General features: G+C 61.2%; 19 protein-coding genes, 1 tRNA gene and 1 pseudogene. 12 read left to right on the top strand and 9 right to left on the bottom strand.

All coding sequences use genetic code 11. From position 1 onward, the window contains the following. Positions 1–68: 68 nt before the first annotated feature. The gene (serA, locus tag J2Z31_RS18515; protein WP_209603224.1) at positions 69–1664 is read left to right on the top strand and encodes a phosphoglycerate dehydrogenase; all 1596 of its coding nucleotides are present in this window, start codon (positions 69–71) and stop codon (positions 1662–1664) included. A 77-nt stretch (positions 1665–1741) separates the two neighbouring features. Here serA and J2Z31_RS18510 read toward each other — a convergent pair whose 3' ends face one another. Next, positions 1742–2632: a DMT family transporter gene (locus J2Z31_RS18510; protein ID WP_209603222.1), complete on the bottom strand. Its 891-nt coding sequence runs from the start codon at positions 2630–2632 to the stop codon at positions 1742–1744. Positions 2633–2827: 195 nt separating this feature from the next. Here J2Z31_RS18510 and J2Z31_RS18505 point away from each other — a divergent pair, with 195 nt between their 5' ends. Next, a complete protein-coding gene (locus J2Z31_RS18505; RefSeq protein WP_209603220.1) occupies positions 2828–4126 on the top strand; it encodes an adenylosuccinate synthase in 1299 nt (432 codons plus the stop codon). 64 nt (positions 4127–4190) lie between these two features. Beyond that, a complete protein-coding gene (locus J2Z31_RS18500) occupies positions 4191–6422 on the top strand; it encodes a hypothetical protein (RefSeq protein ID WP_209603218.1) in 2232 nt (743 codons plus the stop codon). 115 nt (positions 6423–6537) lie between these two features. On the opposite strand, the gene rpoH is transcribed toward J2Z31_RS18500, so the two are convergent. Both rpoH and J2Z31_RS18490 read right to left on the bottom strand, forming a co-directional pair. Beyond that, positions 6538–7443, bottom strand: coding sequence for an RNA polymerase sigma factor RpoH (rpoH, locus tag J2Z31_RS18495; RefSeq protein WP_209603216.1), 906 nt, complete (start codon positions 7441–7443; stop codon positions 6538–6540). A gap of 203 nt (positions 7444–7646) precedes the next feature. After that, entirely contained in the window at positions 7647–8675 is a 1029-nt protein-coding gene (locus J2Z31_RS18490; protein WP_209603214.1) for an RluA family pseudouridine synthase, read from the bottom strand. Between the two features lie 29 nt (positions 8676–8704). Between J2Z31_RS18490 and J2Z31_RS18485 the strand changes: the two genes are divergently transcribed. Together J2Z31_RS18485 and J2Z31_RS18480 are read left to right on the top strand one after the other, a co-directional pair. Then, entirely contained in the window at positions 8705–9091 is a 387-nt protein-coding gene (locus J2Z31_RS18485) for a hypothetical protein (protein ID WP_209603212.1), read from the top strand. A 3-nt stretch (positions 9092–9094) separates the two neighbouring features. Next, complete coding sequence (locus tag J2Z31_RS18480) at positions 9095–9922, top strand: TrmH family RNA methyltransferase (RefSeq protein WP_209603210.1); 828 nt, start codon at positions 9095–9097, stop codon at positions 9920–9922. 58 nt (positions 9923–9980) lie between these two features. Here the strand turns inward: J2Z31_RS18480 and J2Z31_RS18475 are convergent, their stop codons facing one another. Both J2Z31_RS18475 and J2Z31_RS18470 read right to left on the bottom strand, forming a co-directional pair. Then, positions 9981–11132 (bottom strand): coiled-coil domain-containing protein, encoded by a 1152-nt coding sequence (locus tag J2Z31_RS18475; RefSeq protein WP_209603208.1) that lies wholly within the window; start codon positions 11130–11132, stop codon positions 9981–9983. Between the two features lie 132 nt (positions 11133–11264). Further along, positions 11265–11870, bottom strand: coding sequence for a DUF1134 domain-containing protein (locus tag J2Z31_RS18470; RefSeq protein WP_209603206.1), 606 nt, complete (start codon positions 11868–11870; stop codon positions 11265–11267). A 264-nt stretch (positions 11871–12134) separates the two neighbouring features. Between J2Z31_RS18470 and chpT the strand changes: the two genes are divergently transcribed. Next, positions 12135–12785: a histidine phosphotransferase ChpT gene (gene chpT / locus J2Z31_RS18465; protein WP_209603204.1), complete on the top strand. Its 651-nt coding sequence runs from the start codon at positions 12135–12137 to the stop codon at positions 12783–12785. Between the two features lie 267 nt (positions 12786–13052). Beyond that, complete coding sequence (locus J2Z31_RS18460) at positions 13053–13415, top strand: response regulator (RefSeq protein ID WP_209603202.1); 363 nt, start codon at positions 13053–13055, stop codon at positions 13413–13415. A gap of 261 nt (positions 13416–13676) precedes the next feature. On the opposite strand, the gene ctrA is transcribed toward J2Z31_RS18460, so the two are convergent. After that, on the bottom strand, positions 13677–14378 hold the full coding sequence (gene ctrA, locus J2Z31_RS18455; RefSeq protein WP_209603200.1) for a response regulator transcription factor CtrA: 702 nt from the start codon (positions 14376–14378) through the stop codon (positions 13677–13679). A 545-nt stretch (positions 14379–14923) separates the two neighbouring features. On the opposite strand from ctrA, the gene J2Z31_RS18450 reads away from it, so the two are divergent. Next, positions 14924–15274: a flagellar export protein FliJ gene (locus tag J2Z31_RS18450; RefSeq protein ID WP_209603198.1), complete on the top strand. Its 351-nt coding sequence runs from the start codon at positions 14924–14926 to the stop codon at positions 15272–15274. Positions 15275–15596: 322 nt separating this feature from the next. On the opposite strand, the gene sciP is transcribed toward J2Z31_RS18450, so the two are convergent. After that, positions 15597–15872, bottom strand: a complete 276-nt coding sequence (gene sciP / locus J2Z31_RS18445; protein ID WP_003527546.1) for a CtrA inhibitor SciP — start codon at positions 15870–15872, stop codon at positions 15597–15599. 425 nt (positions 15873–16297) lie between these two features. Between sciP and J2Z31_RS18440 the strand changes: the two genes are divergently transcribed. The 3 genes from J2Z31_RS18440 (at position 16298) to J2Z31_RS18430 (ending at position 18676) form a co-directional block, all read left to right on the top strand. Beyond that, positions 16298–16996 (top strand): helix-turn-helix transcriptional regulator, encoded by a 699-nt coding sequence (locus J2Z31_RS18440; RefSeq protein ID WP_234939533.1) that lies wholly within the window; start codon positions 16298–16300, stop codon positions 16994–16996. A 274-nt stretch (positions 16997–17270) separates the two neighbouring features. Beyond that, a complete protein-coding gene (gene mnmA / locus J2Z31_RS18435) occupies positions 17271–18467 on the top strand; it encodes a tRNA 2-thiouridine(34) synthase MnmA (RefSeq protein WP_209603193.1) in 1197 nt (398 codons plus the stop codon). Positions 18468–18599: 132 nt separating this feature from the next. Further along, a tRNA-Met gene (locus J2Z31_RS18430) sits at positions 18600–18676 on the top strand. 53 nt (positions 18677–18729) lie between these two features. Here the strand turns inward: J2Z31_RS18430 and J2Z31_RS18425 are convergent. Both J2Z31_RS18425 and J2Z31_RS18420 read right to left on the bottom strand, forming a co-directional pair. Continuing rightward, positions 18730–18978: pseudogene (locus tag J2Z31_RS18425) on the bottom strand (IS481 family transposase); the annotation flags it as partial. Positions 18979–19337: 359 nt separating this feature from the next. Next, entirely contained in the window at positions 19338–20357 is a 1020-nt protein-coding gene (locus J2Z31_RS18420; protein WP_209603191.1) for a LacI family DNA-binding transcriptional regulator, read from the bottom strand. A 167-nt stretch (positions 20358–20524) separates the two neighbouring features. Between J2Z31_RS18420 and J2Z31_RS18415 the strand changes: the two genes are divergently transcribed. Further along, positions 20525–21784, top strand: coding sequence for an ABC transporter substrate-binding protein (locus J2Z31_RS18415; protein ID WP_209603189.1), 1260 nt, complete (start codon positions 20525–20527; stop codon positions 21782–21784). Position 21785: the final 1 nt, after the last annotated feature.

Raw genomic sequence — 21785 nt, 5'->3', positions numbered from 1 at the left:
CCTTGCTTCGCTCTGCGTGGGCGAAGCTATCCGAATTCGTTCAGACCTGATTTTTGAAGGAGGCCTTCATGGCACCTCGCGTTCTCGTATCCGATGAACTGTCGGAAACCGCCGTCCAGATTTTCCGCGATCGCGGCATTGAAGTGGATTTCGAGCCGAAGCTCGGCAAGGACAAGGAGCGTCTTGCCGAAGTGATCGGCAAGTATGATGGCCTTGCCATCCGCTCCGCCACAAAGGTGACCGAAAAGCTGATCGCCGCCGCCACGAACTTGAAGGTGGTCGGTCGCGCAGGCATCGGCGTCGACAATGTCGACATCCCCGCCGCCTCGCGCCGCGGCATCATCGTCATGAACACGCCCTTTGGCAACTCGATCACCACCGCTGAACATGCGATTGCGCTGATGTTCGCGGTTGCGCGCCAGCTTCCTGCCGCCGATACATCGACGCAGTCCGGCAAGTGGGAAAAGTCGAAGTTCATGGGCGTCGAGATCACTGGCAAGGTGCTCGGCGTTATCGGCGCGGGCAATATCGGCTCGATCGTCTGCGCGCGCGCCATCGGGTTGAAAATGCACGTGCTTGCCTATGATCCCTTCCTGTCGAAGGAACGAGCCGAGGAGATGGGCGTCGTTAAGGTCGAACTTGACGAACTGCTCGCCCAGGCCGACTTCATCAGCCTGCACGTGCCGCTGACCGACAAGACGCGCAATATCCTGGGTGCGGAGGCGATCGCCAAGACGAAGCCGGGCGTGCGCATCATCAACTGCGCACGCGGCGGCCTAGTCGACGAGAAGGCCCTTGCCGAGGCCTTGAAGTCCGGCCACGTCGCCGGCGCGGGTTTCGATGTGTTTGAGGTGGAACCCGCAACCGAGAGCCCGCTCTTCGGCCTGCCGAATGTCGTCTGCACGCCTCACCTCGGCGCCTCCACAACGGAAGCGCAGGAAAACGTGGCCCTGCAGGTCGCCGAACAGATGTCGGACTATCTGGTAAAGGGCGCGGTCACAAATGCCATCAATATGCCGTCCATTACGGCCGAAGAGGCGCCGATCCTGAAGCCCTTCATCCGGCTTGCCGATGTGCTCGGCGCCTTTGTCGGACAAGTGACGGAGAGCGCCATCAAGGAGATCGAAATCCTTTATGACGGTTCGACCGCTGCGATGAACACGAAAGCATTGACCAGTGCCGTGCTCGCGGGGCTCATCCGGCCCCAGGTGGCCGACGTCAACATGGTTTCGGCACCGATCATGATCAAGGAGAAGGGCATCATCCTTTCAGAGGTCAAGCGCGACAAGACCGGCGTCTTCGATGGCTACATCAAGCTGACGGTCACGACGGCGAACCAGACGCGTTCGGTCGCCGGCACGGTCTTCTCAGACGGCAAGCCGCGCTTCATCCAGATCAAGGGCATCAATCTGGACGCCGACGTGGGCAACCACATGGTCTACCTGACCAATACCGATGTGCCCGGTATGATCGGCTTCATCGGCACGACCTTGGGCGATGCCGGCGTCAACATCGCCAACTTCCAGCTCGGCCGCGAAAAGCAGGGCGGCGACGCGATCGCCCTCCTCTATGTCGATGGTCCGGTTTCCGAGCCCGTGCTCGACAGGCTGCGCGCCAATCCGGCGGTCCGCCAGGCGAAGCCGCTGGTGTTCAACGTCGACTGAGCGGCTCTGCCGACGCTTCCAAACCTTCAGCCCTCCCCTGTGGGGAGGGCCTGGGAGGAGTCTACTCTCCCCATATGTCACTTCGGCGGCTTAGGCCGCCCGCGCTCGGCGATGGCGATGCCACCAAGGACGAGCAGCATCGCCGCCAGATGGAACAGCTGGAAGGTCTCGCCGACAAGCAGTACGGAAAGCAAGGTGCCGAAGACCGGGATGGCATTGATGAACAGCCCGGCGCGATTGGAACCGATCATCTCGACGCCGCGAACATAGAGAACTTGTGACATCAGTGACGGGAAGATCGCGGCATAAAGGACGATTGCCCAGCCGGTCGCATCCGGCACGATCGCGTTGCCGCTTTCAAATTCCCAAGCGAGCAGCGGAACGGAACTGATGAGCGCGCCGAAGGCGGGAACGGCGATGAAGCTCTGCCAGTGGATGGCCGGTCTCCAGCGCAATGCGACAGTGTAGACGGCGTAGACGATGCAGGCGAGAATCATCAGCGCGTCGCCGAAATTGAACTGCAGCCGGAGGAGGCTTGCAAAATCGCCGTGCGCCGCGGTGGTGAGTACGCCGATCAGCGTCACGGTGAAGCCGATGACCTGGGCGATCGACGCCTGCGTGCGGAAGAGCGCGAAATTGAAGAGGAAGATCAGCATCGGGATGCCCGCCTGCAGGATGACGGCATTGATCGCGCTCGTGTACTTCACGGCCGAATAGAGGAAGGCGTTAAATAGGGTGAAGCCTACCGCGCCATAGGCGAGCAGTTGCAGCCAGTGCTGGCGGATCTTTTCCCAGTCGCGGCGGATTTGCGGCGTCATCAGCACAAGGATCACGGCGAGTGCGATCAGCCAGCGCAGTGTCGTCAGCATCATCGGACTCACATGACCGACGGCCATCTTGCCTGCAACCGAATTGCCGCCCCAGAAAAGCGACGTGATACAGAGATAAAAATAGGCTTTGGGGTTCACGCGGCTGAAGATCCGTTTGGAGACATGGGCAGGCGGGCGCGCCCTAGGGTATAGGCGGTAAGGCCGCCATTTGTCATGCAAAAAGGCCCTGCCCCGGGGCACATCGGGGTCGCTTTCCGCAAGACAACACAGTATAGATGCGCGGGTTTGAGAACAGCGCAATGCCTTGTTGCGCGCGTGAACAGGAAAAAGATGATGACGAATGTCGTGGTGGTCGGATCCCAATGGGGTGACGAGGGCAAGGGCAAGATCGTGGATTGGCTCTCGGAGCGCGCCGATATCGTCGTGCGCTTTCAGGGCGGTCACAATGCCGGCCACACCCTGGTGATCGACGGCGTCAGTTACAAGCTGTCGCTGCTTCCCTCCGGCGTCGTCAGGCCCGGCAAGCTTGCCGTCATCGGCAATGGTGTGGTGATCGACCCGCATGCCTTGATCGCAGAAATCGACAAGCTTTCCGCGCAAGGTGTCAAGATCACGCCCGAGAACCTGCGCATCGCCGACAATGCGACACTCATTCTTTCGCTGCACCGCGAACTCGACGGTATCCGCGAGGATGCTGCCTCAAACAGCGGCACCAAGATCGGCACGACCCGCCGCGGCATTGGACCGGCCTATGAGGATAAGGTCGGCCGGCGCGCCATCCGCGTCATGGACCTCGCCGATCTCGACACGCTGCCGGCCAAGGTCGATCGGCTCCTGACGCACCACAATGCATTGCGCCGTGGTCTCGGCGAGGCAGAAATCAGCCACCAGGCGATCTTGGACGAGCTGTCCGCCGTCGCGGCGCGGATTCTGCCGTACATGGACACCGTCTGGCTGCTTCTCGACCGCCAGCGCCGCAAGGGCGCACGCATCCTGTTCGAGGGGGCACAAGGCACGCTGCTCGATATCGATCACGGTACCTATCCCTTCGTCACCTCGTCGAACACCGTTGCCGGTCAGGCGGCTGCCGGCTCCGGTATGGGGCCGGGCGCACTTGGCTATATTCTCGGCATCACCAAGGCCTATACCACGCGTGTTGGCGAGGGCCCGTTCCCGACTGAACTCGAAGATGAGGTCGGCCAGTTCCTCGGCGAGCGCGGCCATGAATTCGGAACGGTCACCGGGCGCAAGCGACGCTGCGGCTGGTTCGACGCAGCGCTCGTGCGCCAGTCCGTGGCCGCCAACGGCATCACCGGCATCGCCCTCACCAAACTCGACGTGCTCGACGGCCTCGACGAGTTGAAGATCTGTGTCGGCTATACGCTCGATGGACAGGAGATCGAACACCTTCCCGCAAGTCAGGCGCAACAGGCGTCTGTCAAGCCCGTCTACATTACGCTCGAAGGCTGGAAGGAATCGACGGTCGGCGCGCGCAAATGGGCCGATCTGCCCGCACAGGCGATCAAATATGTTCGCCAGGTCGAGGAACTGATCGGCGCGCCGGTCGCCCTGCTTTCCACGAGCCCGGAGCGCGACGACACAATACTTGTGACGGACCCTTTTGAGGACTAGTGTCGGCGCAAATGCGGCGGCATGGTAATCGTCGCCGCGTGTCTGAGAATTGAGAAAGTTTCTGATGGCGGATTTTGTTGCAGTTATTCGCAGGACCGTTGACGGCCTGTCGGAAAACACACTGGAAATGCGAGAAAGGGTCTACGAGAAGGCGCGCGGTGCCGTGCGCCGCCAACTCGAGAACATGAACCCGCGCCCATCGGACGAAATGATCAACCGCCAGCTCAGCAAGCTGGAATCGGCCATTACCGAAGTCGAGAGCGAATACACCGAGGCATTGCCGGCGCTCGAGGAGCCGGTGGCGATCGAACCGGAGGCAGTCGAACAGGAGACCATCGCGGTTGCGCCGGAGGCGGAAACCTCGCCGGTGCCGGTGACCGAGCCGGAAGAGGCAGTGCCGGGGGTGCCGGCCGATGAGGATCAGCCGGGCGAGCCCGCTCCCGCGCCTCCCGCGCCCGAGGTGGAAACGGCCAGCGAGACAATCGAGGCGGCGCCAGCCGAGCAGGTGCCGGAGCAACATTGGGAAAGCGAGCCGGAAACCGTCACCTCTCCCGTCGAAGAATATCAGGAAGCGCCCGCTGAGCAGGAAGAACCGGAAACGGCTCCTGCCGTCTCCGAATGGCCGGAGCCGGTTGAAGAGCCGATGGCGCACGCCGACCAACCGGATGCCGAGGAAATCGGACCGGCGGAACCTCATGCCGAAGAATTCCATCGCGAACAGCAAGAAGCGGAGCCTGCTCCTGCCGAGCCGGACGAGGCATTCCGGCCGGCCGAGGCCGTGGCGGAGCGACCAGCGCCTTCCGAGTGGGCGCTGCCCGAGTGGGATGATGGCGCCGTCGACGCCGGGAGCGAGCCGCAGGAGCCCCAAGCTCCGCAGCAAGAAGAAGCCGCGGCCGAGCCGGAACGGCTGGGCCTCCATCCGACCGCGCCAGCGGCGGCCGAGCCCGGCCGCGCCGCCGAGACTGAATCGGCGTCGACCTGGACCTTCGACGACAATGATCCGTTTGCAGTCTCCACGCATGCCAAGGACAAGCAGCCTGACCCGGATGCGTCCGAATGGTCCTGGCCGGTGGAAAAGGCGCCCGCCGCCGCAGCCGAGGAGGAGCGCGCTGGCAACGCCTGGGACCATATCGATGACCTGCTCGGTTTCGAAGAGGCGGGCCGGGTTCAAAAAATTGCCGCGGCATCCGCCACGAGCGACGATACGGAGACCGGCGCTGTGCCGGCGGCTGAGCCGCCACGGCCAGCGTCCTACCGCGCCACGCCGAAGGAATCGCGGTTCAGCATCAAGCGTTTGGTGATTGGCCTCGTCATCGTGCTTCTCCTCGGTGGAGGCGGCTATGCCTATTGGGTGAACCGGGAAGCTGGCAATGCCTGGCTTTCGGACATGATCACCAGGCTGATGCCCGGCGGCGGGGACGTCACGCCCCCCGCCGAAGAGAACGCGCCCGCCGGCCAGCCGGGCGAGCAATCCGCTAAGCAGGACGGTGCCGCTGCGCCCGAGCCTGACTCGACCAAATTTACGCAGCGGCTGCTCGCCGATGGGACCGAACGGGACGAAGGGCCGGCCGGCACGAATGGCAAGGACGCATCGCAAGAGGGCAAATCCGTCGCCGCGCAGACCGAGGCCGGTCGATCGAAGGACGTCGAGGAACCGCAGCAAGCATCGCCATCCCAGGCGGCGGCTGAGGAAAATGCTCCGGCCGACTTGCCCGAGATCTCCGTTGCCGATGGCGAGAAGATGTTCCTTTACGAGGAGCGGCTCGGCCAATCCTCGCCGACCGCGATCCCCGGTACCGTCTCCTGGTCGATCAAGGAGGAATCGCCAGGCGGCGACGCCAAACCCGAGCCGGCGATCCAAGCGCAGATCGTGGTGCCGGATCGCGGCCTGACCGCGCTGATGACGATCAAGCGCAATGTTGATCCGTCGCTGCCGGCGAGCCACGTCATCGAGTTTGTGTTCTCGCTACCGCCAAACTTCGAAGGCGGCAGCATCGAAGGGGTACAACGCGTGTCGATGAAGCGCACGGAACAGGACCGCGGCGATTCGCTGATCGCGGTCCCGGCGAAGATCACCGACGATTTCCACATGATCGCGCTTAATGACTTCGCGGAAGCGGCCAAGGGCAATTCGGAGCTCCTGCGCAGCCGCAGCTGGATGGATATTCCGATCACTTACAGGAACGGACGCCGCGCCTTGCTGACGCTCGAAAAGGGCACCACCGGCGCCGAGGTCTTCAACAAGGTGCTGCAGGCCTGGAGCGGTGTCGGCAGCACGGCGGCAAGCGGCCAGTAGGAAAAAGAAGAGTCCGGACCGGACGAGAGAAGCCCGGCAAAATTATTATTTGCCGGGATTCTAACTTAACTTTTCGAAGGGCGGGGCTGAGGGTTATACCGACGGCGGTAGCTTCTTACGCGCCCTCGACGACGCGGAGCGCATTGGCGCGTTCGATCGCGGCCTTGCGGACGGCATCCTGCACCTTCTCGAAGGCGCGGACTTCGATCTGCCGCACGCGTTCGCGGCTGATGTCGAATTCGCCCGACAGGTCTTCGAGTGTCACGGGGTCCTCGGTGAGGCGGCGGGCCTCGAAGATGCGGCGTTCCCGGTCGTTCAACACCTTCATGGCGCTCGCGAGAAGCGCCCGGCGGCTATCGAGCTCATCCTGCTCAATCAGGATCTCTTCCTGATTGTCGTTCTCGTCGATCAGCCAGTCCTGCCATTGGCCCGAGTCGCCCTCACTCGCCTTGATCGGCGCGTTCAGCGACGCGTCGCCGGACAGGCGACGATTCATCGAAATAACCTCGTCCTCGCTGACCTTGAGGGTCGTGGCGATTTCCTTCACCTGTTCCGGCTTGAGATCGCCCTCGTCGAGGGCCTGGATACGGCCCTTCAGCCGACGCAGATTGAAGAACAGCCGCTTCTGATTGGCGGTCGTGCCCATTTTGACCAGAGACCACGAACGCAGGATGTATTCCTGGATCGCCGCCTTGATCCACCACATGGCATAGGTCGCCAGGCGAAAGCCGCGATCCGGCTCGAACTTCTTGACCGCCTGCATCAAACCGACATTGCCTTCCGAGATGACTTCGCCGATCGGCAGTCCGTAGCCGCGGTAGCCCATCGCTATCTTGGCAACCAGGCGCAAGTGGCTCGTCACCAGCTTGTGGGCGGCTTTGCGGTCGTCATGCTCCTGGTAGCGCTTGGCGAGCATGTACTCTTCCTGCGGCTCGAGCATGGGAAATTTGCGGATTTCATCAAGATAGCGGCTGAGGCCGCCCTCTCCAGCAGCAATGGTCGGCAACGTGTTGCGGGCCATGAAGCACCCCCTTTTGAACTCCGGACTCCGGGACGGCAGGCCGGGCGTGGGTCTTCGTCTAGACCCCACGAGACTAGAACATAAGTACGGCGAAAGCATGATTCAAGGAGTCCGGTTTCACGCTGCCGTGATACCGGAAGGGAGGATGTCGCGGTTCGAGACGTCTATAAGATTGGATTTCCAGATCGCAATTTCAAGGGCAATCAAGCGTGCGCATGCAGAGCTGCAATGAGCTCCTGCATGTCTGCGGGCACCGGTGCTTCAAAACGCATGGTTTCGCGGCTCGAGGGATGTTCGAACTGCAGCATGAAAGCGTGCAGGGCCTGCCTGGGAAAGCGGTTCACCACAGTTTTCGCCGGCTCGGGCAACAGATTGGCCTTGGTGCGGAAGGCCGCGCCGTAATCGGGGTCGCCGATGAGCGGATGGCCGATATGGGCCATGTGCACGCGGATCTGGTGGGTCCGGCCAGTCTCCAGGTGGCATTCGACCATGGAGGCGAGACAGGTGCCGTCCGGCCGCTCGTGATAGCGTTCGACGACTTCATAATGGGTGATCGCCTCGCGCGCGTCGTCGCTCTCCTCCCGCCGGACTGCCCGTTTCGTCCGGTCTCCCGCCCGTCCGAGCGGGGCGTTGATCGTGCCCCTCAGTTGGCGGGGTCGACCCCAGACAGCCGCCTGATAGGCGCGTTCGAGCGGGCCGGTGCGACCGTGGTCGGCGAATTGATCGGAGAGGTGGCGGTGAGCAGCATCGTTCTTCGCCACGACCATGACGCCGCTCGTGTCCTTATCGAGGCGATGCACGATGCCCGGCCGCCTCACACCGCCGATGCCGGAAAGGCTTGCGCCGCAATGATGGATCAGCGCGTTGACAAGCGTTCCCGTCCAATTGCCGGCGCCCGGATGCACGACCAAGCCGGCTGGCTTTACAAGGACGATCAGGTCCTCATCCTCGTGGAGCACATCGATCGGAATTACTTCGCCCTTCGGCTCCGGATCCTCCGGCTCGGGCAGGGCGATCTCGAACGTGTCGCCGGGGTGCACCTTCCGCTTCGCTTCGAAGACGGTCGCCCCGTTGACCGAGACGGCGCCTTGCTCGATCAGCCCCTTGATGCGGCTACGGGAAAATTCGCCCGAAAGCGCGTCGGTCAGGAAAGCGTCGAGCCGCCCGGCGGCAGCCTCATTGGCCTTGAGGACTTTCCTATTGCTGGTGGCTTGTTTAAAGGGATCGTTCATTCCGTTTCAATTCCGATGGAAAGCCAGCCATGACCGCAATCGAGCCCGAAGACAATCAGGAAGAAAAGCCGCTCGATCCGGCGATGGAGAATGTCCGCCGCAAGATGGTGCGCCTGCAGCTCGTCTCGGCCGGCGTGATGCTGATCATGCTTATGGCCGTCCTCGGGACGATTGTCTACAAGCTGACGAGCACATCCGAAGACACGGAGGCGTCCCAGACGGCCGTCGGCATTCCGGCCGAAGCGCCAGTCAATGCGATCGCGGCGCTGCCGGCAGGGTTTTCGGTAAGTGACGTGGCGCTTTCCGGCTCGCAAGTGCTGTTCTACGGCAGTCTGGCGGGCGCCGAACCCCGCGCGATCGTCTTCGACATCAGGGCCGGGCGCATCGTTGCGGACATCACCGTCAGGACGAAATGACGTATGATTGCGCCTCCGATCCGGATCGACGACCCATCGGACCCGCGCATTGCGGGATTCGTCTCGATCAAGGAGCGTGATCTCACCGGAAGGCAGGGCCGTTTCATTGCCGAAGGCACCGTCGTGCTGCGCTTGCTTGCTGCGGCGCATCGCTCAAGTCGCGGCATCGTGGCCGAAGCCATCCTGCTCTTGGAGAACCGCGTCGCCGGCCTTCGCGAACTGCTTGCCGAGTTCCCAGAGGACGTTCCGGTCTACGCGGCCGACGCCCGTGTGTTCGACGCCATCGCCGGTTTCAACATGCACCGCGGTGTGCTGGCAATCGGCCGTCCGGACCGAGTGCCCAGCCGGGATGCGCTCCTCGCCAGCCTTCCGGCCTCGAGCCTCGTCCTTGCCGCTTGCGGCATCTCCAATCACGACAACATGGGATCGCTGTTTCGCAACGCCGCCGCCTTCGGCGTTGACGCGGCGCTGATGGATCAATCGAGCTGCGATCCCATGTACCGCAAGGCCATCCGGGTTTCGGTCGGATCGGTGCTGGTGCTGCCTTTTGCGCGCGAAGGGACGGCGGCGGAGCTGATCGACCAGCTAAACGCAGCCGGCTTCTCAATCTGGGGTCTGTCTCCGCGCGGCGAAACCGACATCGCCGACATCCCGCCGGCACCGCGGACCGCGCTTCTGGTCGGCACCGAAGGCGAGGGCCTGTCGCCGGCCATCCTGTCTGCCGTCCGCACGGCGCGTATCCGGCAGCGGCCGGGTCTCGACAGCCTGAACGTAGCCATGGCCGCGGGCATCGCTCTCCATCAGGTGGCGCGCGTCAACGGACGGATTTGAAGTTGTCTGCACTTGGAGACGGGCAGGCCGGATCAGGGGTGGTTGTCCCGCCCCGTCGTTACTTTGACGGCAGCAATTCCTTGGCCCGCCGTGCTAGGCTCTTGCCAGTCTGCTTCTCTGCGTCCTCGCCGGCAAGGAGCCTGTTGATCGGCGAAGGCTCCCCTTCCCGCATCGCGGTGAGAGCCACCATGCGAGCGGCGATCTCGGCCACTTCCTCACGCAGCGCTTCGTCGTGGACTTCGGTTTTCGAGTTGGTGAGCCGCTCGGACAACGCCGTCGCACGCATGCGCAGATCGTCGGAGAGGCGGTCCCTATCTGGACCTTCCAGCGGCTCCTTCCGTTTGCCGCCGGCGCCTGATGTGGCATGGCTGGCGGCCGCCGGCTTCGGCAGTTTCACGCCGGCCGCACGAAGCGCTTTCGTCGCTTCGCGGATTTCCTGATTGGCCGTCTTGACGCGCGTCTTCAATCTTTCGATTTCCTCTGCGCGGTGTTCAAGCGCGCTCTCGCGGTCGGCATTGGCGGCGGCTTCCCGGGCAAGCTTTGTCTCAAGCTGGCGGATCCTGCCCTCGTCCCTGCCAAGGCGGAGTTCCATTTCGCGGGCGCGCGCAGTTTCTGCCTTCAGGTCCGCCGTCAGAGCTTCGCGCTCGTCGCGCAGTCCCGCAGCGTGGCTCTTCAGATGCTCGATTTCGGTCTCCCGCGCCGCAAGATCTATGCGAAGACTGTGAAATTCGGCCTCATGCTTGTCCAGCTCAGCGCTCAGACGCCGGATCGTTTCGGCCTTGGCGCTGTCGTCGCGCTGCAGGTTCTCATAGGAGGCCCGCATATTCGCCATCCGCAGCTCAAGCTCACGGATGGCCGAGCGCATTTCGGTTACCTCGATATTCATGTCAGCCATCTGCGCCTGCAGATCAGTGTTTTCTGCAGTTAATCGAGTCGCTTCCTGGTGGATCTTCTCTTTCTGCAGCATCAGCTCGACGCCCTTGTCGCGCTCCCGGCGCAGCGCCTGCATGGTCTTGGCGTTTTCGGCGGCGTAGGTCGCGCGCGCGGCATCCTTCTGCGCGCGTACCTCCTGCGGACTCAGAGGCATGGTCGCCTTCAGGCGGTCCTCCGCGAAACGCACGATGCGCCGCTGGATAGCGGGCGCGACCATCAGGCCGAGAAGGCCTGCTGTCAGGAAGCCCAGGGCAAAGAGGAGGGCGTATTCAATCACGTGCTTGCCGTTTCATCTGGACCGATCCGCTACCCGTCGAGGCGGCTCCGCCATACTATCTGCCGCAAAGATGGTGTCTGCCGCAAGAATTACTTTCCAGATCGCCCGGCATTGGTCCCCGTGTCGTTACTGTCAGAAGGGATTCCAGGTCGGCTGCTGTGTCAGCTTCAGGTAACCGACGTTGACGCCGAGTCTTGCGCCGATGCCGGTGCGGATCGGCACGACGATCACGTGTTCATCCGTCAGCACGGTCATGCCGACGCCGGCGACCACATAAGCCGAGCCGGAAACGCCGCCGAAGCGCTTGTAAAGCGACGGAACGCTCGGCAGGTTGTAGACGAGCATCATCGCACGGCTGCCCTGGCCGCCCCAGTCGAGCCCGAGCGACGGTCCCTGCCAGAAGACAGGATGCTGCCCGACATTCTTCGTATGGAGCTCGCCCTCCCCGTAGGTGAGGCCCGCGATGAAGGCGCCGGAGCCCTCCTGCCCGAGAATATAGCCGTTCGGCAGCCCGTAACGCTGAAAGGCATGTTCCACCACCTTGGCCAGTCCGCCGGAAGTTTGGCCGAAAAAACCGTGGCCGGCATCGATGATTTCCTGCATCGTATACTGGTTTCCGTTCGCCGACTGGGCGTTTGCGACGGATGGCGCACCAGTCGTCAGGGTGAGGGCAATCAGCATTATCGTGGTCAGCATGGCGCGGACAGCCATTGCGGTTGCCTTCATCATCGGCTGCATCGTTTCCTCCGTCGGGCGCGAAATGCGACTCGCGCGGGCCGCGGCCGGCTTCACGAGCGCACCTCACTCGCTTCAGTCATCCCTCGCGAAACCAGGGCCATGACAATTTGAACCGATGATCTTAACAATCGGTTTACCAAATGTGATGTCATTATGGCCGATAGAGAAAAGGTCGTGCTCGACGGCTCGCATGGGCAAGCCCATGGTCAGGCGAGCTTCGCGGGCATTGTGCAGGGCTCGGCTGCAACCGGACAAGGATGAAAAATGGCGAAGAATCCGAACCTGACGTTGACGGGACACGATCTGGCGGCGCTGCTCTGCAGCCGGGTTTGCCACGACATCATCTCGCCGGTCGGCGCCATCAACAACGGCCTCGAACTGCTCGATGAGGGCGGCGCCGACTCCGACGCGATGGATCTCATTCGCACCAGCGCCTTGAACGCCTCGGTCCGGCTGAAGTTCGCCCGCCTCGCCTTCGGTGCCTCGGGATCCGTCGGCGCTTCGATCGATACAGGCGAAGCGGAAAAGGCGGCCAAGGACTTCGCCGCGGCGGAAAAGAAGACGGAGGTAACCTGGAGTGGTCCGCGCGCCATCATCGCCAAGAACCGGGTCAAGCTGCTCTTGAACCTCTTCCTCATCGCCTATGGGGCTATCCCGCGCGGCGGTTCAATCGAGATTACACTGGAAAATCCGGAATTCGACGCGATCTTCACGCTCGCCGCCAAGGGCCGGATGATGCGTGTGCCGCCGAAGCTCGTCGAGCTCCTCTCCGGCACGCCGGAGGAGGCGATCGACGCCCATTCGATCCAGCCCTACTATACGGTGCTGCTCGCCGAAGAGGCGGGCATGACGATCGACGTTGTTTCGACCGGCGAGGAGATCGTCTTCACTGCGCGCACCGGCGCCTCATCCTGATCATCGGCCCAAGAATCGGAGCCGATTCTTGGAAAAACGTGGACTCAAGGATGTACGGCCGCCGCGCGTCTTTGTCCGACGCGCAAAAAAGCTCCAGCAGTTTGAATTGCCGCATGGCTTCCCTATAGCGAGAGCGGTTCAAGGGGACATGCGAATAGCTGCGCGGCGAGAGAGGCGTCAGGTACCGAGGTAACGGTTTCTTTGCCAAATCCGTATAGCATTGTTTATGGACGCGTTTTCCGTGTGCGAGGCGTGAAGGAGTTGAATATGCGCCGCTTGATGATCGCTGATGGCTCGGACGTTGTAAGGAAAGTCGGGAAACGCATCCTGTCGGGCATGGGCTTTCTCGTGTCCGAGGCGCCGAGCGGCCTTGACGCCCTGGTGCGTTGCGAGGCGGAGATGCCGAATATCCTCGTAGTCGACGCGGGGCTCGACGGGGCGCTAGACCTCATCGCCAACATCCGCGGCATGCCCGAGGGCGCGTCGGTCAAGATCTACTATTGCGTCGTTGAGGCAGACCTCAGGAAGATGATGGCCGGCAAACGTGCCGGCGCCGACGACTTCCTCTTAAAGCCCTTCGACCGAAAGATCCTGACGAGCGTCTTCGCCAGCCAGTCGATGGCCGCCTGATCCCTCCTCCCAAGGGTAGCTCGCCGCGGCTTTGCCGCGGCTTTTTTGTAGCGCCAGGCATGGCAGGTAGTGCCTTGGCTGGGCCTACCCAAGTCGTTGTGGTGGCGGTCGCGACCCGCTTCTTGTCAGACGCATATCCAAGACGCGGGGCGCTTTCCAGATTCTGGCTCCGATGATGCTGTCGCGCATCCGGTCCGAACGACAAAACCCGCCGAGGGGCGGGTTTCGGGACGGCGGCCGACGGGCTTGCGGCAAGCGAAATCAGGCAGTTTCCAGGTAGTCGTTGCCCTCGGGCTCACGCAGCACGTAGCCGCGGCCCCAGACCGTCTCGATGTAGTTGGCGCCGCCGGCGGCGTTTGCGAGCTTTTTGCGCAGCTTGCAGATGAACACGTCGATGATCTTCAGTTCCGGCTCGTCCATACCGCCATAAAGGTGGTTGAGGAACATCTCCTTGGTGAGCGTCGTCCCCTTGCGAAGCGACAGGAGCTCCAGCATCTGGTATTCCTTGCCGGTCAGATGCACGCGCTGGCCGCCGACTTCCACAGTTTTTGCGTCGAGATTGACGATCAGCTCGCCGGTGGCGATGATCGACTGGGCATGGCCCTTCGAACGGCGCACGATCGCGTGGATGCGGGCTACCAGCTCGTCCTTGTGGAAGGGCTTCGTCATGTAGTCGTCGGCACCGAAGCCCAAACCCCGAACCTTGTCCTCGATGCCCGCCATGCCCGAGAGGATGAGGATTGGCGTCTTCACTTTCGACAGGCGCAGCGTTCTCAACACTTCGTAGCCGGACATGTCCGGCAGGTTCAGATCGAGAAGAATGATGTCGTAATCGTAAAGCTTGCCGAGATCGACGCCTTCTTCACCGAGGTCGGTGGTGTAGACATTGAAACTCTCGGACTTAAGCATCAGCTCAATGCTCTGAGCCGTCGCGCTGTCGTCTTCGATCAGTAGAACCCGCATAGTCTTCCCCTTTTCCGCCGCCCAAGGTCGTCATGGCCCCCTTACGCGATACGGATCCAGTCGTTGCCTGATTTGGAGGCTGCCATCAAATGGTTAACAAATTCTGATTCACTCTGGCAAGGTGTATCGAAGGTGTTAAATATTTTTAGCAGTCTCCTGATTCCAAAGGTAAATCTGAAACAGCATTCTTCATGCGATGCTTGAAGAAGTGCCGCTATCCGACTCTGCAGACTCGCAAATGCGCCGTGTGCCACATTTCATGCCTCAGCATTTACGGAGCCTTAAATCATCGCGACTATGATTAACGATGCCCGTAAACGAAAGGTTACCAGCGGTAGGCATTTGTTAAGGCCGCAGGAGTTTTTTGTTTCCGGCCCTCATTGGGCCGGCATGGCGGGCTGGCGCGTGCTTGCCTGAATCGGCGCCGATTCAGGAACAACATGCGGCAGGTTGAGAATGCTGCAGTGGCTGGATGCTCGTTTCGAACGACGCGTGGCGCTGCAGGATCGGTAGCCGGGGTCTCGCCATCCACGGGAGTATTGCGTATGAAACCACGTGAGAGCCTTGTCCGCCTGAAAGAGTTTCAGGTTCGTGAGAAGCAACGCCAGTTGAACCAGCTTCAGACGATGATGACTGAGTTCGAGCGAATGACTAAGGAACTAGAAACCCAAATCGTTTTCGAGGAGAAGAAGTCTGGCATTTCCGATCCTTCGCACTTTGCCTATCCCACCTTCGCGAAGGCGGCCCGCCAACGCGCCGACAATCTGCAGGTATCCATTCGCGAGCTGAAGGTGCAGCAGGACGCAGCCGAGCTCGCTCTTGCCGAGGCGCAAGCCGAATATGAGAAGGCGAGCGCTCTGGAAGAAAGGGACTCGGCTACTAGGCTGCGCGCCTGAGAGAACCAAGGGCAGACGAAATTGCCGGCCATGCGTAGGCCCGCCCCCTTCCCGGGAGCGGGCTTTCCTTTGCAGGCCTTGTACAGCGCCATGCGCAACCGTCGCCGTGGCATTTTGAACTGCACATCCTTCTCCTTCAATCGAGGTCGATTGAAGAGGCATGGCAGTAAGTCATGTGGATAGTTATTCGAGCCAGGATCATCGCGGCGACCGGCGTCCCAATGGCGCAGGCCCAAGCGGCACAGAGCGTCCGAAACGAAACCGGCGGCTCAGGAACCCCCCGAGTCGCCGGTTTCGAACTATGGCCCTGCTGAGGGGGAATTCAGTGGCGATACTGCTGGATGCGCGTGGTGCGCAGGCCGGCGAGACCGTGGTCGTTGATGGAGGATTGCCAGGAAAGGAATTCCTCGACGGTTAAGGTGTAACGCTCGCATGCCTCTTCGAGGCTCAAGAGGCCGCCACGCACGGCTGCGACGACCTCGGCCTTCCTACGGATCACCCAGCGCCGGGTGTTGGCCGGCGGCAGGTCCGCGATCGTCAGAGGACTGCCATCGGGGCCGATGACATATTTTACGCGTGGACGCATCATTTCGGTCATGGGACTCTCTACACAAACTCAAGACCATATGGACCCGACCTTAGCTTTCCACATTTAATATTTGCCTAAGCGGCCGAGAACAATTTGTTCATAATTTGAGACACTTCCGCCGCTTGAAAGTGGGATTTTGCGGGCGCCTTCACCACCGGAGCCTTGCAATTACCACATTTCATTCGGAGTGAGATCGCGCATAACGGGACGCCCCCATAGGAAGGAGCGCCCACCCGTGCGCTTCGGATTCCCGGTTTTGCATGGGAACTTGCCGGTCTGGCCGCGCTCGGCGCCACATGACCGGGTCGAACATTCTTCGGCGCAATGTCCGAGTGCGGAGCTCTTGTGTCGGCCGGCGGCGAAGCCGGTGAAACGGTGCATCTGGAATGATGGAAACGAACAAACCGGCCTTGCAGTGCGAGGCTGCCTTGGACATGCTTTTCGACGTCGAACCCGGCTCGGTTCGGACGGAATATGAGGTCCTCCACCTGATGCGGCGGCTCATTTCCTGCTTCGGCTACTCGCATTTTGTTGTCGCGCGGCTACCCATGGCTGAGGAACAGCGCTTTGCCGAATGCCTCGTGCTCAGCAACTGGCCTGCCGAGCTGGTGCGCCAGTTCGATGCGGCGGCGATCTTTCCGAAAAGTCCGCTTGCCGAGCGTCTGCGTCGAACGAAACTGCCGGTAACGGGCGGGGAGGAACTCCTGCAGGCGGCGGGAACGGGCGAGGGGAGGGAGGCGGTCCGCCCTGTCCAGCTCCATCCGGAAATGGCCCGCCACTTCGCGGTGCTCCTGCATACCACCTCCGGCGAGCCATTCTTGACGATGCTTTCGGGGAGGCGGGAGGAGCCGGCTGGCGCGGAGCGCGCGATGATCTATCTGGCGCTCGTCCAGGCCTTCGAGTGTCTCGAGCGCACCTTCGAGTCCGGCGGCCTGGTACGCGAGAAACTGTCGAGCCGGGAGATCGAGTGCCTGCGTTGGGCGGCGGCGGGCAAGAGCAGCGATGAGATTGCCATCATCCTCGGCATCTCGGCCTATACGGTGGCGAGCTATTTCAAGAGCGCCACCCGCAAGCTGGACGCGGTCAACCGCATGCAGGCGATCGCCCTTGCCATGCGGATGAAGCTGATCTGACGGCGCCCACTGCATGTCTCCTTAAATCGACCTCGATTTAAGGACAAAGACATGCAGCGATTCAAAGTGCTACAGCGACCTTTGCGCGTCTGATAAGACGCGCGGCGCTGTAGTGCAGAAAGCACCGCACTTGCGGCGCGAAGCACAAGTTTCTATATGTCGCGGCACGTAAGCCCGTGGGAAAATGCCGTTGGCGAAAGCGCCTTACGGCCGCAAGCAAAGATTAGGGGCGGTGGCGGAGATCAGACCGCGCCCCGATGCCGGATTGGATCCCGTGAACAGTCTCGATTTTGATCGCAAGCCTGAAGATACGCGCGTCGTCGTTGCCATGTCAGGCGGCGTCGATTCCTCCGTCGTGGCAGGGCTGTTGAAGCGCGAGGGCTACGACGTGCTCGGGATCACGCTGCAGCTTTACGATCACGGCGCGGCGGTGCACCGCGCCGGCTCCTGCTGCGCTGGCCAGGACATCGACGATGCGCGCCGCGTCTCGGAAACACTCGGCATTCCGCATTACGTCCTCGACTACGAGGCGCGGTTCCGCGAAACCGTCATCAATCCCTTCGCCGAGAGCTACATCGCCGGCGAGACGCCGATCCCCTGCGTCGCTTGTAACCAGACGGTCAAGTTCGCCGACCTGCTCACGACCGCAAGGGAACTCGGGGCCGACGCGCTGGCGACCGGCCACTATATCCGCTCGCGGCCGAGCCCGAACCCGCGCTATGCGGGTCAGCGGGCGCTCTACCGGCCGACGGACGCCGAACGAGACCAGAGCTATTTCCTCTTTGCGACGACGCAGGAGCAGATCGATTATCTGCGCTTTCCTCTCGGCGGTCTCTCCAAGACCGAGACGCGGGCGCTTGCCGAAGAGATGGGCCTCGTCGTCGCCAAAAAGGCCGATAGCCAGGACATCTGCTTCGTACCGCAGGGCAAATACAGCGACATCGTCTCCAAGCTGAAGCCGAACGCGGCGCTCGCCGGCGAGATCGTCCATCTCGACGGGCGCGTGCTCGGCACGCATGACGGCATTTTGCACTACACGATCGGTCAGCGTCGCGGCATCGGCATTGCCACCGGCGAGCCGCTCTACGTCATTTATCTCGACGCCCGCTCGCGACGGGTCATTGTCGGCCCGAAGGAGGCCCTGGAAACGCGCCGCGTCTATCTCCGCGATGTCAACTGGCTCGGGGACGAGGAATTGCAGGCGGCGGCGGCCGGCGGTTTCGAGTGCTTCGCCAAGGTCCGCTCCACCCGCCAACCGGCGCCGGCGCTGCTGAAGAGCGACGCCGAAGGGCTTTATGTCGAACTTGTCGAAGGCGAGGCGGGCGTTGCGCCCGGCCAGGCCTGCGCGCTTTATTCCGGTACCGGCGAGAACGCCCGCGTCTATGGCGGCGGCTTCATCCGCAAATCCGAGCGCGAGCCCGCCGCCGAGGCAGCGCTCCAGGCGCTCCTGCAGGCGCCGGCGGCGGCCTGAGACTTGCAATCCGGCTCTCCGGGAAAAGTTCACGATTTCCCGAAGACATTGCTTGACACTAGCCGGAACAGCACCTTATAAGCCGCCCGACCAGCCGAAACGGCTTCGCTTGAGAAGCTTTGCGGCACAGGCGGCGGAGTAGCTCAGTAGGTTAGAGCAGAGGAATCATAATCCTTGTGTCGGGGGTTCGAATCCCTCCTCCGCTACCAAAAAATCAGTGTCCAGCCCTATCCAGCCCGGAGACATAGGTAACAGTTTGTACCTAAGACATGGGTGACAACCTCGTGTCGAAAGGGTTGTCGATGGTCTGCAAGGTTCTCTGCTCCAGGTCGATGTATCCCAGATCATAATGCATGAGGCTGACGGGCCAAATGCCGTCGTCGACTTCCTTGATTCCGAGTTTCTGTCCGGCCAGCACGGTCGAGATGTTGATCTTCTTGAGGTAGATGCAGATGCGGCCGCAATTGGTGACGAGCGCATCGTGAAAGGGGTAGTTGACGCCCGGCAGGCCTAAGCGCCAGCGCAAGGTCGTCAATCAACTTTTCGAGGGCTTTGAGGGCAAATTAACGTCGTCCAGGTGGGGTCAAGCTAACGCAGACCTCACCGGAAACCGCCCTGCGCGACTGATCTCGTGGGACGCGGAATTCTCATTCGGGAAGCAAGGGGAGGGCGAAGTATCAGCTACTCTCTGGCTGATGTTGAAGAGATCCCGGACTGGCCCTTGCGGATCGATCAGGAGGTTCTGGTTCCAAACCGTTCAACTGCACCATGCCAGTTCTGGCAGGCCTCCATGCTCAAGCGTTCCCGTAATCAGGTGGCTAGCTAAGCTACTTGACGGGATAGATCGCGGGCGGCATCGCTCCGGCGGTTCTACAGAGCACACACAGATGCACGCTCTACAAGTTTGCACGAGATGACACGACGATTCGCGCGCACCATTTCTTCAGAAATGATGCTGTTCAACCACTCGGCACCTTGGAAACCGAGATCATAGTACGGCAATGCCGCGGTGGTCAGTTCGGGCTTGAGTGCCAATGATACGGTTCTGAAATCGTCAAAGCCAACAATGCTGACGTCCTGCGGAATTCTAAGTCCCAACGTCAAAGCTGCAATATAGATTTGGATCGCCATTTCATCATTGCCGCTCATGATCGCGGTTGGACGGTCCTTTTGCTGCAATATTTCGGATGCCGCCGCAAATACATAATTCTCCTCCACTCCGACCGGTCCTTCCATTCCAAGGCGAATGGAGAGGTCGCTCTCGGCGAGGCCGAATTCCTTCGCAGTGCGGCGGAAGGCATCGAGGCGCAGTTCAGCGCCGAGCAGAATCGGGTTGAGCCTGACATAGCCGATCCTTCGATGTCCCCGTTCAAGCAAGTATTGGGTGAGGTCCCGGGCGCCCTGGAAATCGTCAGGCTCGATGGATGGCAAGAGTTCGCTCGTCTGCGGCCGGCAGTTGATCATTACTGTCGGTATGTTGACATCGCCGGCCTCGGGGTCCACGACGCGGTGGTACATCGTCACATAGAGCACCCCGTCTATACGGTGGGACTGGAACATCTTCCAGATATCCGCCTCCCTTTCGGGTAATCCGCCGGAGTTTGCCATCAGGATGCTTTTTCCATGCGTATTGGCCCAGTCCTGGATTCCGCGCACAATATCCACCGAATAGGGCGTCGTGGAAACATAGTCGGTGATAATCCCGAACGTGTTGGAGCGGCTTGAGCGTATTTGGCGCGCTGCCATGTTGGGAATGTAGCCGAGATCCCGAATGGCCTTTTCCACTCTTTCTCGCGTGTCCTCGGTTACATGCGGTTCGCCGTTTATTACCCGGGACACGGTCTTGTTCGATACCCCTGCCGCTTTAGCGACACTGACGATGCTGACCATATCGGAATCCTTTCTCTCCGAAGCAGTCTTACACCAAGGCAATGACAACGTCGACAATTTTTGTGACAACGTCGTCAATTGACGTTGACAACGTCGTCATGGCTCGAATATGGTGGCCTTCATCGGAGGCTGGAGTGAGAGCCTCACTGAAAGAGAGGAGGATCTCTATGAAGAATTTGCTTTCAGCCAGCGCGCTTGCGCTCATCTTCATGGCGGCGCCGGCGAATGCCGAAACCATCAATGTCCTGGTCGAAGGCGGTGGCGAGATGCTGCAGAAGGCCGTGGCCGAGAAGTTCACCGCCGAGACCGGCATCGAGGTGGAGTTCACGGTCGTTCCCTACCAGGGCGTATTCGACAAGTTCTCGGCCGAGATAGCCTCCGGTTCATCGGCGTTCGATGTTGTTACGATCGATGTTGTCTGGAACGCCAAATTCGCGGGCCATGTCGAGGATCTCTCACCCCTTTTCACCGACGCGGTTCGCAAGGATCTGCCACCAGCTTTGCTTGCCGACGCACAGGTTGGAGGCAAAATGATCGGAATGCCCGCCTGGGCGAATTCGGAGATCGTCTTTTATCGCAAGGACCTCTTTGAAAAACCGGAGGAGCAGAAGGCGTTCCGGGAAATGTATGGCTATCCCCTTGCTCCGCCGAAGACCTGGCAACAATGGCGCGACATGGCAAAGTTCTTCACCCGCGACACGGATGGCGACGGCAAAACCGACTTCTGGGGCACCGACACCATCGGCACCTTTTCCGAAGAATGGATGGCGCATGTGCTTCAGGCGGGCTCGCCCGGTGTGATCCTCGACAAGGATGGCAAAGTTATCATCGATAATGAAGCGCATAAGAAGGCGCTCGAATTCTATATCGCCCCGCACTGCACCGATCAATCGGTGCCGGAGAATGTGAATGAGATCGGTTGGGGCGAGGCTCAGAACCTGTTCTATCAAGGCAGGACGGCCATGATGAAATTCTGGGCCCACGCCTACAAGATGACGCCCGCGGATTCCAAGGTCAGCGGCAAGGTCGGCGTTGCACCGATGCTGGCGGGCGATGCCGGAATCGCCGCCATTCCGGGACCCTGGTACAATGTTGTTCCTTCGACGTCGCAGCACAAGGACGCAGCCAAGAAATTCATAGCCTTTGCGATCGCCAACAACGCATTGGGCATCGAAGCGCCGCTCGGCCTTGCCGCGACGAACTCCGCCTATCGCAGCTATTCCGGCAAGCCGGGATATGAACATTTCGCGCCGCTGCTTGAGACGTTGAGTGCGCCGGCGACCCAGGGGCGGCCGATGAATGAAAAATATCAGGAAATCGTCGATGAAGCTGTCCTTCCCGCCGTGCAGCAGGCCCTGACCTGTAAGGCGGATGTCGGCGAGGTGCTGACGGATGCCAAGGAAACGATCGAGGACATCCTCAACTAAG

Source organism: Sinorhizobium kostiense (assembly GCF_017874595.1).
Taxonomy (GTDB): Bacteria; Pseudomonadota; Alphaproteobacteria; order Rhizobiales; family Rhizobiaceae; genus Sinorhizobium; species Sinorhizobium kostiense.
Note: the sequence above shows the minus strand (reverse complement) of the source record. Positions and strands in the feature narration are given on the sequence as shown.

What these genes read in the sequence shown, in the direction of transcription:
- serA (WP_209603224.1), top strand. Translation starts at nt 69, where the DNA reads ATGGCACCTCGCGTTCTCGTATCCGATGAACTGTCGGAAACCGCCGTC.
- J2Z31_RS18505 (WP_209603220.1), top strand. Translation starts at nt 2,828, where the DNA reads ATGACGAATGTCGTGGTGGTCGGATCCCAATGGGGTGACGAGGGCAAG.
- J2Z31_RS18500 (WP_209603218.1), top strand. Translation starts at nt 4,191, where the DNA reads ATGGCGGATTTTGTTGCAGTTATTCGCAGGACCGTTGACGGCCTGTCG.
- rpoH (WP_209603216.1), bottom strand. Translation starts at nt 7,443, where the DNA reads ATGGCCCGCAACACGTTGCCGACCATTGCTGCTGGAGAGGGCGGCCTC.
- J2Z31_RS18490 (WP_209603214.1), bottom strand. Translation starts at nt 8,675, where the DNA reads ATGAACGATCCCTTTAAACAAGCCACCAGCAATAGGAAAGTCCTCAAG.
- J2Z31_RS18485 (WP_209603212.1), top strand. Translation starts at nt 8,705, where the DNA reads ATGACCGCAATCGAGCCCGAAGACAATCAGGAAGAAAAGCCGCTCGAT.
- J2Z31_RS18480 (WP_209603210.1), top strand. Translation starts at nt 9,095, where the DNA reads ATGATTGCGCCTCCGATCCGGATCGACGACCCATCGGACCCGCGCATT.
- J2Z31_RS18470 (WP_209603206.1), bottom strand. Translation starts at nt 11,870, where the DNA reads ATGCAGCCGATGATGAAGGCAACCGCAATGGCTGTCCGCGCCATGCTG.
- chpT (WP_209603204.1), top strand. Translation starts at nt 12,135, where the DNA reads ATGGCGAAGAATCCGAACCTGACGTTGACGGGACACGATCTGGCGGCG.
- J2Z31_RS18460 (WP_209603202.1), top strand. Translation starts at nt 13,053, where the DNA reads ATGCGCCGCTTGATGATCGCTGATGGCTCGGACGTTGTAAGGAAAGTC.
- ctrA (WP_209603200.1), bottom strand. Translation starts at nt 14,378, where the DNA reads ATGCGGGTTCTACTGATCGAAGACGACAGCGCGACGGCTCAGAGCATT.
- J2Z31_RS18450 (WP_209603198.1), top strand. Translation starts at nt 14,924, where the DNA reads ATGAAACCACGTGAGAGCCTTGTCCGCCTGAAAGAGTTTCAGGTTCGT.
- sciP (WP_003527546.1), bottom strand. Translation starts at nt 15,872, where the DNA reads ATGACCGAAATGATGCGTCCACGCGTAAAATATGTCATCGGCCCCGAT.
- J2Z31_RS18440 (WP_234939533.1), top strand. Translation starts at nt 16,298, where the DNA reads ATGCTTTTCGACGTCGAACCCGGCTCGGTTCGGACGGAATATGAGGTC.
- J2Z31_RS18420 (WP_209603191.1), bottom strand. Translation starts at nt 20,357, where the DNA reads ATGGTCAGCATCGTCAGTGTCGCTAAAGCGGCAGGGGTATCGAACAAG.
- J2Z31_RS18415 (WP_209603189.1), top strand. Translation starts at nt 20,525, where the DNA reads ATGAAGAATTTGCTTTCAGCCAGCGCGCTTGCGCTCATCTTCATGGCG.